Source organism: Halomonas sp. PBN3 (genome assembly GCF_000475415.1).
Lineage (GTDB): Bacteria > Pseudomonadota > Gammaproteobacteria > Pseudomonadales > Halomonadaceae > Halomonas > Halomonas shengliensis.
This window is the reverse complement of sequence record NZ_AXCA01000112.1, coordinates 43,741-56,637: the sequence shown is the minus strand read 5'-3', so window position 1 is coordinate 56,637 and position 12,897 is coordinate 43,741. Positions and strand designations below refer to the sequence as shown.

The window sequence follows — 12,897 nt, the reverse complement described above, 5'->3', positions numbered from 1 at the left end:
CCCGCTTGCGTCGTGCGGGACGCCGCTAAAGGTTGGCGATCCCGGACCTCAGGAAGTCCAGCACATGGCGCGAGGCGATGTTGAGCTCGGGCTCCTTGTAGTAGAGGCCGATGCAGACGCGCTCCAGGGCGGGCAGGGTGGCCGTGCTCTCGGCATGCCGCAGATGGTCGGGGATCACGGAGCTGGCCATGGCGGTGATGCCGAGCCCCTCCTCCACGGCGGAGAAGATGCCCAGCAGACTGGTGCTGGTGTACATGAAGCGGTAGGGGTGCTGCTGGGCCTGCAGTGCCTCCTCCATGATCGAGCGATAGACGCAGCCCTGGGGGTAGGCGATCAGCGGGATCGGCTCGTCGTCACAGCTCGTCTGGTGGCCCTCCTTGAAGACCCACTCGAGGCTCTCGAGCCGGTAGTCCCGGGAGTCCCTCTCCTCGTTTTCCTTGGCACGCTCCATGGCCAGGGCGATGTCGTAATGTCCCTTCTGGTAGCGCTGGAGGATCACCTTGCTGATCTCGCACTCCACCTCGACGATGATGTTGGGGTAGACCCGCGACAGGTTCCTCAACGCCTTGGCCAGGAAGGCCAGCTCGAAGTCGTTGGGGATGCCCAGGCGCACCTTTCCCGAAATGTTGTCGCCTCTTACCTTGGCGATGATCTGGTCATTGATCTCCAGCATCTGCCTGGCCGCTCGGTAGAGGTACTCGCCATTCTCGGTCAGCTCCAGGCTGGAGCCCCTGAGGAAGATCTTGGTGCCGAGGATCTCCTCCAGCTTCTTTACCTGCAGGCTGATGGCCGGCTGCGAGCGCCCCAGCAGCTCGCCGGCGCTGGTGAAGCCGCCCAGGTCCTTGATGGTGACGAAGGTCCTCAGCAGGTCGGTAGGGATGTTGGTCATCGTGGGGCCATTTCATTATTTGATCAGGGCATCAGTCATACAAATTGGCGCCCTTGAAGATCGGAAAATACCTTGGAAATGCTGCTCCATAGAAGCAGCGATTCACTCCAATAACGACAAATCAACAACAAGAGGATAAGCGGATGGATTCCTGGGTATTGACCACTTTTCTAATATTGACTTGCTATATGCTAATTCACTCTGGTGCCGCCTACCTCCGCAGGGAGCTGAAGAGCAAGGCAACGGGCCAACAGGAGAGGAAATGATCATGGATGCCTACCGGATGTTCAACTGGGGGCTGCTGATCCTCACCTTCGGCCTGTTGATCTACCTCGGTTTCCTCTCCTCAAAATACATGAACAAGAACGACGAGGGAGGATTTCTCGTGGCCGGGCGCTCCCTTGGCGCCTTTGTGGCCGCCGGCACCATCGTCGCCACCGGTTTCAGCGGCTGGGGCTTCATGGGCTCCCCTGGGGTGACCTATCAGTTCGGTGCCATCGAGGTGCTGGGCAACTTCTTCTTCGCCCCGGCGATGATGATCGCCGTGCTCTACTTCGCGCGCTTCCTGCAGCGCCGGGCGGTCGAGATGGGCAGCAACACCATCCCCGAGTATATCGCCCAGAGCCATGGCGGTGGTGCCATGGGGCGTGTGCTGCAGGGGGTTGCGGGATTCATCACCATCCTGCTGCTGCTGGTCTTCCTGACCAGCCAGATCAAGGCGGTGGGCCTGCTGGGTGCCAGCTGGCTGGGCATCGAGCTCAACCAGAGCGCCTTCCTGATGGTGTCGGTGATCATCATCTATACCATGCTGGGTGGCCTGGCCGCGGTAGCCTGGACCGATACGGTGATGGTCTGCGGCATGGCCCTGGCCGCGGTGATCATCATGATCCAGATCTTCACCTCGGTGGATCTGGGGACCTGGGAGACCTCCCTCAACGCCATCGACCCGGAACTGCTTAACCCGACCACCGGGGCCCACTACGGCGACTCCATCGGCACCGTCTTCCTAGTGCTGCCCTACGCCTTCCTGTTCGCCGCGGTACTGCCCTACATGGCGATTCGTTTCCTGGCCATGAAGCCCGACGTCAAGCTGCACAAGGTCGGCGTCTATGTGGCGATCCTCGGGGCACTGCTGAGCCTGATTCCTATCGTCGGCCTCTACGTGCGGATGCAGGTGCCGGACCTGGCCGACCCCGACATGGCGATGCCGGTCTATCTGGAGCGGTTCATGCACCCGGCCATCCAGGGCGTCATCACGCTGTTCATCATCTTCGCCATGAAGTCCACGGGCAACTCGCTGCTGCACACGGTGGCGTCGGCGACCTCCCATGACCTGCGACTGTCGCTGTTTGGCCCGGTGGCCAGGGAGCGCACCGCACTGATGATCAACCGTCTGGCGGTGGTGGTGCTAGGCGTGGTGGCCCTGTTGATGATGCTCTACGCCCCGCCCTTCATGCTCTCTTGGCTGGGCATCCTGGGTTCCGGCACCCTGCTGGCCAGCATGATCGGGCCGGTGTTTATCTCCACCTTCTGGCAGGGCAGCGGCTGGGGCGCACTTTCCGCGATGCTGGTGGGCTTCTTTACCAGCGGCTACATGATGCTGTTCGCCGATGTGGGCTGGCTGATCGGGCCTTTGACCGGTTGTGCTATGTCGTCGGCCTGCTACGTGGGGGTGTCGCTGATGACCCGGCGGCGATCCTACCAGCCACGACTGGCTCGTTGATGACGACCACCTCAACCAGGACCACGCCCGCAGGAGACTGCGGGCGTGGTCGTTATGGGGCTTTCTCATCCTTAACTCACCCCGGCTCCCATCAAATCCCGGCATTTGCCCTTCTAATTGGTCCTTGGCCGCCATCGAAAATAGATTGCAGGCATGGGGTGTTTATCGACAACCAACAAAGACAGGAGTCCTCCATGAATCACGCCTCTCTCACCCGCTACGATGCCCAGATCGCCGCCGCCATCGCCGACGAGGTGGCCCGCCAGGAGGCCCACGTCGAGCTGATCGCCTCCGAGAACTACGCCAGCCGTGCGGTGATGGAGGCTCAGGGCACCCAGCTGACCAACAAGTACGCCGAGGGCTACCCGGGCAAGCGCTATTACGGCGGCTGCGAGCACGTCGACGTGGTCGAGCAGCTGGCTATCGATCGGGCCTGCGACCTGTTCGGCGCCGACTACGCCAACGTCCAGCCCCACTCCGGCGCCCAGGCCAACGCCGCGGCCTTCATGGCGCTGGTCAAGCCTGGTGACACCGTGCTGGGCATGAGCCTGGCCCACGGCGGCCACCTGACCCACGGCGCGGCGCCGAACTTCTCCGGCAAGCACTACCACGCCGTGCAGTACGGCCTGAATCCGGAGACCGGCGAGATCGACTACGCCGAGGTCGAGCGCCTGGCCAGGAGCCACAAGCCCAAGCTGATCATCGCCGGGTTCTCCGCCTATGCCCGCGTCGTCGACTGGCGCCGCTTCCGCACCATCGCCGATGAGGTAGGCGCCTGGCTGATGGTCGACATGGCCCACGTGGCCGGCCTGGTGGCCGCCGGCCACTATCCGAGCCCGCTGCCCCACGCCCACGTGGTGACCACCACCACCCACAAGACCCTGCGCGGCCCGCGTGGTGGCCTGATCCTCTCCGCCGCCGGCGACGCCGACCTCTACAAGAAGCTCAATGGTGCGGTCTTCCCGGGCCAGCAGGGCGGCCCGCTGATGCACGTCATCGCCGCCAAGGCGGTGGCCTTCAAGGAGGCCATGAGCCAGGAGTTCGTGCAGTACCAGCGGCGCGTCATCGACAACGCCCGCGCCATGGCAGGGGTCTTCCTGGAGCGCGGCTATGACGTCGTCTCCGGCGGCACCGACGACCACCTCTTCCTGGTCTCGCTGATCAAGCAGGGGGTCACCGGCAAGGATGCCGATGCAGCACTCGGCCGTGCCCATATCACCGTCAACAAGAACGCCGTGCCCAACGACCCGCAGAGCCCCTTCGTCACCTCCGGGCTGCGCATCGGCACCCCGGCGGTCACCACTCGAGGCTTCGACGAGGGCGAATGCGCCGAGCTGGCGGGCTGGATCTGCGACATCCTCGATGTGCTGGCCGAGCAGGGTAACACCGATGCCGTGGAGACCGAGGTGCGCGAGAAGGTGGCCGCCCTCTGCGAGCGCCATCCGGTCTATGGCGACGCCACTCCGGCCGCGGTACGCGAAGCCGCTACCGCCTGAACCCGCAAAGGATCGGCCCCGCCGCGCGGGGCCGGCCGAGGAGGAAGAAGATGCAACGCTATTCAGGCTTCGGGCTGGCCAAGCATGCGCTGAGCCACCACGAGAACTGGGAGCGCCAGTGGCGCAATCCCACGCCGAAGAAGCAGTACGACGTGATCATCGTCGGTGGCGGCGGTCACGGCCTGGCCACCGCCTATTACCTGGCCAAGGAGCACGGCGTGAAGAACGTCGCCGTGGTGGAGAAGGGCTGGCTGGGCGGCGGCAACACCGCGCGTAATACGACGATCGTGCGCTCCAACTACCTGTGGGACGAGGCCGCGGCGCTCTACGAGCACTCCATGAAGCTGTGGGAGGGGCTCTCCCAGGACCTCAACTACAACGTCATGTTCTCCCAGCGCGGCGTGATGAACCTGGCCCACACCCTGCAGGACATGCGCGACGTCCAGCGCCGGGTCAACGCCAACCGCCTGAACGGCATCGACAGCGTGGTGCTCACCCCCGAGGAGATCCAGGAGATCGTGCCGATCATGGACTGCTCGAAGAACGCCCGCTACCCGATCCTCGGTGCCTCCTGGCAGCCGCGGGCCGGCGTGGCGCGCCACGACGCCGTGGCCTGGGGCTTCGCCCGGGCCGCCGATGCCCTGGGTGTGGATATCCTGCAGAACACCGAGGTCACCGGCTTCAAGATCCGCGACGGCCGCGTCTACGGGGTGCACACCAACCGCGGCGACATCGAGGCCAAGACCGTGGGCTGCGTGGCGGCGGGCAACTCCGGGGTGCTGGCGAAGATGGCCGGCTTCAAGCTGCCGCTGGAGTCCCATCCGCTGCAGGCGCTGGTCTCCGAGCCGCTCAAACCGGTGCTGGATACCGTGGTGATGTCGAACCACGTGCACGGCTACATCAGCCAGACCGACAAGGGTGACCTGGTGATCGGCGCCGGCATCGACGGCTACAACGGCTACGGCCAGCGCGGCAGCTACCCCACCGTGGAGCACACCCTGCAGGCCATCGTCGAGATGTTCCCGATCTTCTCGCGGGTGCGCATGAACCGGCAGTGGGGTGGCATCGTCGACACCTGCCCGGACGCCTGTCCGATCCTCTCCGCCACGCCGGTGAAGGGGCTCTTCTTCAACTGCGGCTGGGGTACCGGCGGCTTCAAGGCCACCCCGGGCTCCGGGAACGTCTTCGCCTGGACCCTGGCCAAGAACCAGGCCCATCCCCTCGCGGCCCCGTTCTCCATCGACCGTTTCCACACCGGGGCTCTGGTCGACGAGCACGGCGCGGCCGGCGTCGCCCACTAAGGAGGCATCACCATGTTTCTCATCTACTGCCCCTACTGCGAGGAGCACCGCGAGGAAGAGGAGTTCCACCCCAAGGGCCAGGCGCATATCGCCCGCCCGGCGGACCCCGAGGCCTGCTCCGATGAAGAGTGGGGCGACTACCTGTTCTTCCGCGACAACCCCCGTGGCATCCATCACGAGCTGTGGGTGCACGCCGTCGGCTGCCGCAAGTTCTTCAACATCACCCGCAACACCGTGAGCTACGAGATCCTCGAGACCTACCGGATGGGCGAGCAGCCGCGCTTCACCGCCGAGCATCCAGAAGGCAAGCCTGCTGAGACCGTGGCTGCCGAGAAAGCCTCCGCCGCGGTGGAAGAGGTCGAGCGACAGGAAGGAGTCAAGGCATGAGCCAGGTCAATCGTCTCAAAGAGGGCGGGCGCATCGATCGTGCCCGCCGGCTGAGCTTCACCTACAACGGCAAGGCCTACCAGGGCCATGCCGGCGATACCCTGGCTTCGGCACTGCTGGCCAACGGGGTGGATGTCGTCAACCGCAGCTTCAAGTACTCGCGGCCCCGCGGCATCGTCGCCGCCGGCGCCGAGGAGCCCAATGCGCTGGTACAGCTGGGCAGCAACGAGGCGGCCCAGGTACCCAACGTGCGCGCCACCCAGCAGGCGCTCTTCGATGGCCTGGTGGCGCGCAGCACCAACGGCTGGCCCAATGTCCAGCGTGACGCCATGAGCCTGGTGGGCAAGCTGGGCGGGCGCTTCATGCCGCCGGGCTTCTACTACAAGACCTTCATGGCGCCGGCCTCCATGTGGATGACCTACGAGAAGTTCATCCGCAAGGGGGCGGGACTGGGCCGCAGCCCCATGGAGCGCGACCCCGACAGTTACGACCATCTCAACCAGCACTGCGACCTGCTGGTGATCGGCGCCGGCCCCGCGGGCCTCGCCGCCGCGCTCACCGCGGCGCGGGCCGGTGCCCGGGTGATCCTCTGCGACGAGCAGGAGGAGCTGGGCGGCTCGCTGCTCGACAGCCGTGAACTTCTTGACGACCGTCCCGCCGCCCAGTGGGCAGAGCAGGCCGTCGCCGAGCTCGCCGAGTGCGCCAACGTCACCCTGCTGCCGCGCACCACCGCCAACGGCTACCACGATCACCACTTCGTGACCCTGCACGAGCGGCGCACCGAGCACCTCGGCGAGACCGCACCGACGGTCGACGGCGTCCGTCCCACCCGCTCGCGCATGCACCGCGTGCGCGCTGGCCAGGTGCTCCTCGCCACCGGCGCCCACGAACGCCCGCTGGTCTACGCGGGCAACGATGTGCCGGGTAACCTGGTCGCCGGTGCCGTCTCCACCTATATCCGCCGCTACGGGGTGGTGCCGGGCAACAAGCTGGTGCTCTCCGTCAGCAACGACCACGCCTACCGCGCCGCCCTGGACTGGGATGAGGCCGGCCGCGAGGTGGTGGCCATCGTCGATGCGCGCCGCCATCCGGACGGCGAGCTGGTGGAGCAGGCCCGCGCCCGCGGCATCCGTATCATCGAAGGGTCGGCGGTGATCGAGGCCAAGGGCGACAAGCGCGTCAGCGGCGCCCGCGTCGCCACCATCGATGCCGAGGCCTTCTCGGTCACCGGCCAGGCCGAGACCCTGGCCTGCGACACCATCGCCAGCTCCGGCGGCTACAGCCCGGTGATCCACCTGGCCTCCCACACCGGCGCCCGGCCGACCTGGAACGAGGAGATCCTCGGCTTCGTGCCCAGCCTGGTGAAGGGCGTGCATGCCGCCGGCAGTGCCCGTGGCGTGCATGACCTGGCCGGTGGCCTTGCCGACGGCATGGCCAAGGCGCGCGAGGCACTCACCGCGCTGGGCCGGTCCGCCGATGCCATCGAGCTGCCCCGGGCCGATGTCATCCGCGAAGGCCAGGCCTGCGCGCTCTATCAGGTACCCCACGAGAAGCCCACCCTGCGCGCTCCCAAGCAGTTCGTCGACCTGCAGAACGACGTCACCGCGGCGGCCATCGAACTGGCCACCCGCGAGGGCTTCGAGTCCATCGAGCACGTCAAGCGCTACACCGCCATGGGCTTCGGCACCGACCAGGGCAAGCTGGGCAACATCAACGGCATGGCCATCGCCGCCCGCTGCCTGGGCAAGTCGATCCCCGAGGTGGGCACCACGGTGTTCCGCCCCAACTACACCCCGGTCACCTTCGGTGCCATCGTCGGCCGCCACTGCCGTGACCTCTTCGATCCCGAGCGCTACACCGCCCTGCACCAGTGGCACGTGGAGCACGGCGCCGAATTCGAGGACGTGGGCCAGTGGAAGCGCCCTTGGTACTTCCCGAGGACCGTCGACGGCAAGAAGGAGAGCATGGACGAGGCGGTCGCCCGGGAGTGCCTCGCCGTGCGCGAGAAGGTCGGCATCCTCGATGCCTCGACGCTGGGCAAGATCGACATCCAGGGCCCGGATGCCCGCGAGTTCCTGGGGCGCATCTACACCAACAAGTGGGCCAAGCTGGCGCCCGGCCGCGCCCGCTACGGGCTGATGTGCAAGGACGACGGCATGCTGATGGACGACGGCACCACCAGCTGCCTGGCCGAGAACCACTTCCTGATGACCACCACCACCGGCGGCGCCGCCGGCGTGATGGAGTGGCTGGAGCTGTGGCACCAGACCGAGTGGCCGGAGCTGGATGTCACCTTCACCTCGGTGACCGACCAGTGGGCGACCATGACGGTGACCGGGCCCGAGGCGCGCAAGCTGCTGGGTGAGATCACCGATATCGACCTCGACCGTGATGCCTTCAAGTTCATGGACTGGCGCGAGGGCAAGGTGGCGGACGTGCCCGCGCGGGTCTTCCGCATCTCCTTCACCGGCGAGCTAGCCTACGAGATCAACGTTCAGGCCAACTATGCCATGCATGTCTGGAAGACGCTGTTCGAGCACGGCGAGAAGTACGGCCTGACGCCCTACGGCACCGAGACGATGCACGTCCTGCGCGCCGAGAAGGGCTTCATCATCGCCGGGCAGGATACCGATGGCTCGGTGACCCCGGAGGACCTCGGCATGCAGTGGGCCATCGGCTACGACAAGCCCAACTCCTGGGTGGGCAAGCGCGCCCTGTCGCGCCCCGATACCCGGCGCACCGACCGCAAGCAGCTGGTCGGGCTCAGGCCCAAGGACCCATCGGTGGTGCTGGAGGAGGGCGCCCAGATCGTCTTCGATCCGGATCACGCTATCCCCATGCCCATGGTGGGCCACGTCACCTCCAGCTACTACAGCCCGACCCTCAAGAGCGGCTTCGCGCTGGCCGTGGTCAAGGGCGGCCATCAGCGCATGGGCGAGACCGTCTACCTGCCCATGGTCGACGGCAAGACCCACGCCGCGGAAATCGTCGGCACGATCTTTGTTGATCCCAAGGGAGAGCGCCAGAATGTCTGAGCAAACCGCCACCTGGTACAACCTCTACGACGCCCGTCCCCAGGTCGAGGTGCCGGCGGAATCGCCGCTGGCCTGGTCCTACCATCACAGCGGCCGTCCGGCGGTCGGCGAGAAGAGCCGCGTGGTGCTGCGTGAGCGCGCCATGGCGGGTCACCTGATCCTGCGCGGCGGCGCCATCGTCCTCGACGAGGCGGTGCGCCAGGTGCTCGGCTTCGGCCTGCCGGGACGCCCCAACACCCTGACCCATGACGACGGCGGCGAGCGCTCGATCCAGTGGCTCTCCCCCGACGAGTGGCTCCTGATCGTCCCCGGCGGCGAGGAGTTCGCCCTGGAGAAGCGCCTGCGCGAGGCGCTGGGCGATGCCCACACCGCCATCATCAACGTCAGCGGCGGCCAGACCCTGATCGAGCTCGAGGGGGAGAAGGCCCGGGAACTGCTGATGAAGTCGACGCCCTATGACGTCCACCCGGAGGCCTTTCCGGTGGGCAAGGGGGTGACCACGGTGTTCGCCAAGGCCAACCTGATCCTGCGCCGCCCCACCGAGGAGCGCTGGGAACTGGTGCTGCGTCGCAGCTTCGCCGACTACCTCTATCGCTGGATCCTGGACGCCGGCGCCGAGTACGCCATCGGCGTGGAAGGGTGACGGCTGTCGCCTGACAGAAGAGAGAGGGCCGGCATCCGCCGGCCCCTTTCGGGAGAGACAACCATGCAGGACAACAACAATCGCTGGATCCTGGCGGCCCAGTGCCCGAGTCGCCTGGGTACCGTGGATGTGGTCACCCGCTTCCTCAAGGAGAGCCGCTGCTACATCACCGAGCAGCACTCCTTCGACGATCGCCTCAGCGGGCGCTTCTTCATCCGCACGGAATTCAAGCCGGAGGCCGAGGGCTTCGACGCCGAGGCTTTCCAGGCCGAGTTCGCCGCCCGTGCCGCCGAGTTCGAGATGACCTTCGAGCTCACCGCCCCCGGCACGCGCATGCCGGTGGTGATCATGGTCTCCAAGGCGGATCACTGCCTCAATGACCTGCTGTATCGCTACCGCATCGGCCAGCTGCCCATCGAGATACGCGCCATCGTCTCCAACCACCCGGACCTCTCCGACCTGGCGGAGTGGCACGGCATCCCCTATCACCACTTCCCGATCACACCCGAGACCAAACCCGAACAGGAGGCCCAGGTGTGGCAGGTGGTACAGGAGAGCGGCGCCGAGCTGGTGATCCTGGCCCGCTACATGCAGGTGCTCTCAAGCCGGATGTGCGAAAAGCTCAGCGGCCGCGCCATCAACATCCACCACTCGCTGCTGCCTGGCTTCAAGGGCGCCAGGCCCTACCACCAGGCCTACGAGAAGGGGGTCAAGCTGGTCGGTGCCACCGCCCACTACATCAACGACGACCTGGATGAGGGGCCGATCATCACCCAGGGCGTGGAGCCTGTGAGCCACGCCGACTACCCCGAGGACCTGGTAGCCAAGGGGCGCGACGTCGAGTGCCTGACCCTGGCCCGCGCTGTGGCCCTGCACGTGGAGCGCCGCGTCTTCCTGCATGCCAACCGCACCGTGGTCTTCGATCGTTAGGCGCGTCAGTGGACGCGTAGCGCGTAGGAGGCCGGCTCTGCCGGGCGAACGGCGCCGTCAGGCGCCTATCGATCCATCCAATAACAAGGTCATCGCATCATGCCAATCAGCGTCTTCGATCTGTTCAAGGTCGGCGTCGGGCCGTCCAGTTCCCACACCGTGGGCCCGATGCAGGCCGCCTGCAACTTCGTCGCCGAGCTCGATGCCAGGGAGCTGACCGGGCACGTCACGCGCCTCGAGGTCGAACTCTACGGCTCGCTCTCCGCCACCGGTATCGGCCACGGCACCGACCGTGCGGTGATCATGGGCCTGATGGGCGAGCGCCCCGACCGCATCGACCCCGATGTCATCGCCCCACGCATCGAGGAACTCCAGGCGTCGGCCACGCTGCGTCTGGCCAATCGGCATGCGGTCGCCTTCGACTGGGCGCGCGACATGCGCCTGCTCGAGGAGAGTCTGCCGCGCCATCCCAACGCCATGCGCCTGCTGGCCTACGGCGAGGCCGGCGAGCTCTACCGCAATACCTACTACTCGGTGGGGGGCGGCTTCGTCATCGACGAGGCGCAGTCTGACGAGGGGGTGCTGGACACCGATCACACCGAGATCCCCTACGACTTCCAGACCGGCGACGAGCTGCTGCGCATGTGCCGGGAGAGCGGGCTACGGATCAGCGAGCTGATGCTGGAAAACGAGAAGGCGTGGCGCAGCGAGGACGAGATCCGCAAGGGACTCTGCGAGATCTGGCAGGCCATGAAGGCCTGCGTGGAGAAAGGGCTGGAAGCGGAAGGAGTACTGCCCGGTGGGCTCAACGTCCGCCGTCGCGCCCGCTCGCTGCACCAGCGCCTGCTGGACAGCCGCGACGACGACTCCCTGATCGCCACCACCATGTCGGCCATGGACTGGGTCAACCTCTATGCCCTGGCGGTCAACGAGGAGAACGCCGCCGGTGGGCGCATGGTCACCGCCCCCACCAACGGTGCCGCGGGCATCATCCCGGCGGTGCTCCACTACTACATGCACTTCCGCAAGGGCGCCTGCGAGCGTGACGTGGTGGACTTCCTGCTGGCCGCCGCCGCCGTGGGCATCCTGTGCAAGAAGAACGCCTCCATCTCCGGTGCCGAGGTGGGTTGCCAGGGGGAGGTGGGCTCGGCCTGCGCCATGGCCGCCGCCGGCCTCACCGAGGTGATGGGCGGCACCATCGACCAGGTGGAGAACGCCGCCGAGATCGGCCTGGAGCACAACCTGGGGCTGACCTGCGACCCGGTGGGCGGCCTGGTCCAGGTGCCCTGCATCGAGCGCAACGCCATCGCCTCGGTGAAGGCGATCAACGCCGCCCAGATGGCGCTGCGCGGCGACGGCCAGCACTTCATCTCGCTGGACAAGGTGATCCGCACCATGCGTGACACCGGCGCCGACATGCAGGAGAAGTACAAGGAGACCTCCAGGGGCGGCCTGGCCGTCAGCGCCATCGAGTGCTGAGTGCCCCTGGACCGGTCCCCCCTTCCATCCCCAGTGGGAGAGATCAGGCTCGGCGCTGGGGCGGTGGGTAACTCGGTAGGCCTGGCCGCCTCGGGTCGAGCAGGCGGAGACGAGATTTCCCGTTGATCTCTCGCTACCCTAGGGCGCTGCCATTCGCTCCTGCAGGACCCTCCCGATGCTGCTGCTCGACTTGCTCTCCCCGCTCTCCGCCGGCATCAACCTGCTGCTGGTCCTGATCTCGGTGTTCACCTCCGCCTTCACCGCGGCGGTGGGGGTCGGGGGTGGCCTGCTGCTGATCATGGCGCTGGCCCAGGTGATGCCGGCGGCGGCGCTGATCCCGGTGCACGGCATGGTGCAGACCGGCTCCAACGTGGGGCGGGTCGTGCTCACCTGGCGCCACGTCGACCGCACGGTGATCGCCGCCTTCCTACCCGGCGTGGTGCTGGGTGCCCTGGTCGCGAGCTGGCTGCTGGTGCGCCTGCCCGCCGGAGTGCTTGAGCTATGCATCGCCGCCTTCGTGCTCTACAGCTGCTGGGGGCCGGGGCTGCCCCGGCGTGCCCTGGGGCGCGTCGGGGTGCTGCTGGCCGGCGCCCTGACCACATTGCTCTCCAGCCTGGTGGGCGCCAGCGGGCCCATGGTGGCGGCCTTCATCAAGCAGGGGCAGAGCGACCGGCTGGCCAAGGTCGCCACCTTCTCGGCCTGCATGAGTGCCCAGCACCTCACCAAGGCCTTCGTGTTCGGCATGGCCGGCTTCGTGTTCCACGACTGGCTGGGTCTGATGCTGGCCATGGTGGCCTCGGGCTTCGTCGGCACCTGGCTAGGCCTGCGCCTGCTGCGGCGCCTCTCTGAGCATCGCTTCGATACCCTGTTCAAGTGGGCCCTGACGTTGCTGGCGCTGCGCCTGGTGTGGCTGGGGGCCTCCCGCCTGGCGGGCTAGAAGGGCAGGCGAATCGTGGAATTTTTGCCGCCACGCCCTGTACAGCGGCGCCATGCGGGCCATAATGCGGGAAGACG

The 12,897-nt window shown here is 66.7% G+C and carries 10 protein-coding genes; 9 read left to right on the top strand and 1 reads right to left on the bottom strand.

Annotated features, from left to right (window positions below):
- Nucleotides 1-25: 25 nt before the first annotated feature.
- Complete coding sequence (locus Q673_RS24265; protein WP_023005260.1) at nt 26-889, bottom strand: LysR family transcriptional regulator; 864 nt, start codon at nt 887-889, stop codon at nt 26-28.
- 262 nt (nt 890-1,151) lie between these two features.
- On the opposite strand from Q673_RS24265, the gene Q673_RS24260 reads away from it, so the two are divergent.
- From Q673_RS24260 to Q673_RS24220, 9 genes are all read left to right on the top strand, one after another.
- Complete coding sequence (locus tag Q673_RS24260) at nt 1,152-2,612, top strand: sodium:solute symporter family protein (RefSeq protein WP_023005258.1); 1,461 nt, start codon at nt 1,152-1,154, stop codon at nt 2,610-2,612.
- Between the two features lie 194 nt (nt 2,613-2,806).
- Nucleotides 2,807-4,108 carry a serine hydroxymethyltransferase gene (gene glyA / locus Q673_RS24255; RefSeq protein ID WP_023005257.1) on the top strand — a complete coding sequence of 434 codons (1,302 nt, stop codon included), beginning with the start codon at nt 2,807-2,809 and terminating at the stop codon, nt 4,106-4,108.
- Between the two features lie 50 nt (nt 4,109-4,158).
- Nucleotides 4,159-5,409 carry a sarcosine oxidase subunit beta family protein gene (locus Q673_RS24250; RefSeq protein ID WP_023005256.1) on the top strand — a complete coding sequence of 417 codons (1,251 nt, stop codon included), beginning with the start codon at nt 4,159-4,161 and terminating at the stop codon, nt 5,407-5,409.
- A 12-nt stretch (nt 5,410-5,421) separates the two neighbouring features.
- Complete coding sequence (locus Q673_RS24245) at nt 5,422-5,796, top strand: sarcosine oxidase subunit delta (RefSeq protein WP_023005255.1); 375 nt, start codon at nt 5,422-5,424, stop codon at nt 5,794-5,796.
- Nucleotides 5,793-8,831 carry a sarcosine oxidase subunit alpha family protein gene (locus tag Q673_RS24240; RefSeq protein ID WP_023005254.1) on the top strand — a complete coding sequence of 1,013 codons (3,039 nt, stop codon included), beginning with the start codon at nt 5,793-5,795 and terminating at the stop codon, nt 8,829-8,831. Before Q673_RS24245 ends, Q673_RS24240 begins: the two co-directional genes overlap by 4 nt.
- Nucleotides 8,824-9,474 (top strand): sarcosine oxidase subunit gamma, encoded by a 651-nt coding sequence (locus Q673_RS24235; RefSeq protein WP_023005253.1) that lies wholly within the window; start codon nt 8,824-8,826, stop codon nt 9,472-9,474. Before Q673_RS24240 ends, Q673_RS24235 begins: the two co-directional genes overlap by 8 nt.
- 63 nt (nt 9,475-9,537) lie before the next feature.
- Nucleotides 9,538-10,404 carry a formyltetrahydrofolate deformylase gene (gene purU / locus Q673_RS24230; protein WP_023005252.1) on the top strand — a complete coding sequence of 289 codons (867 nt, stop codon included), beginning with the start codon at nt 9,538-9,540 and terminating at the stop codon, nt 10,402-10,404.
- Between the two features lie 99 nt (nt 10,405-10,503).
- Nucleotides 10,504-11,883 carry an L-serine ammonia-lyase gene (locus Q673_RS24225; protein WP_023005251.1) on the top strand — a complete coding sequence of 460 codons (1,380 nt, stop codon included), beginning with the start codon at nt 10,504-10,506 and terminating at the stop codon, nt 11,881-11,883.
- A 175-nt stretch (nt 11,884-12,058) separates the two neighbouring features.
- On the top strand, nt 12,059-12,820 hold the full coding sequence (locus tag Q673_RS24220) for a sulfite exporter TauE/SafE family protein (RefSeq protein ID WP_023005250.1): 762 nt from the start codon (nt 12,059-12,061) through the stop codon (nt 12,818-12,820).
- Nucleotides 12,821-12,897: the final 77 nt, after the last annotated feature.

Coding starts and splice junctions, on each gene's coding strand:
- glyA (WP_023005257.1), top strand. CDS start 2,807: ATGAATCACGCCTCTCTCACCCGCTACGATGCCCAGATCGCCGCCGCC.
- Q673_RS24240 (WP_023005254.1), top strand. CDS start 5,793: ATGAGCCAGGTCAATCGTCTCAAAGAGGGCGGGCGCATCGATCGTGCC.
- Q673_RS24265 (WP_023005260.1), bottom strand. CDS start 889: ATGACCAACATCCCTACCGACCTGCTGAGGACCTTCGTCACCATCAAG.
- Q673_RS24225 (WP_023005251.1), top strand. CDS start 10,504: ATGCCAATCAGCGTCTTCGATCTGTTCAAGGTCGGCGTCGGGCCGTCC.
- Q673_RS24235 (WP_023005253.1), top strand. CDS start 8,824: ATGTCTGAGCAAACCGCCACCTGGTACAACCTCTACGACGCCCGTCCC.
- Q673_RS24260 (WP_023005258.1), top strand. CDS start 1,152: ATGATCATGGATGCCTACCGGATGTTCAACTGGGGGCTGCTGATCCTC.
- Q673_RS24245 (WP_023005255.1), top strand. CDS start 5,422: ATGTTTCTCATCTACTGCCCCTACTGCGAGGAGCACCGCGAGGAAGAG.
- purU (WP_023005252.1), top strand. CDS start 9,538: ATGCAGGACAACAACAATCGCTGGATCCTGGCGGCCCAGTGCCCGAGT.
- Q673_RS24220 (WP_023005250.1), top strand. CDS start 12,059: ATGCTGCTGCTCGACTTGCTCTCCCCGCTCTCCGCCGGCATCAACCTG.
- Q673_RS24250 (WP_023005256.1), top strand. CDS start 4,159: ATGCAACGCTATTCAGGCTTCGGGCTGGCCAAGCATGCGCTGAGCCAC.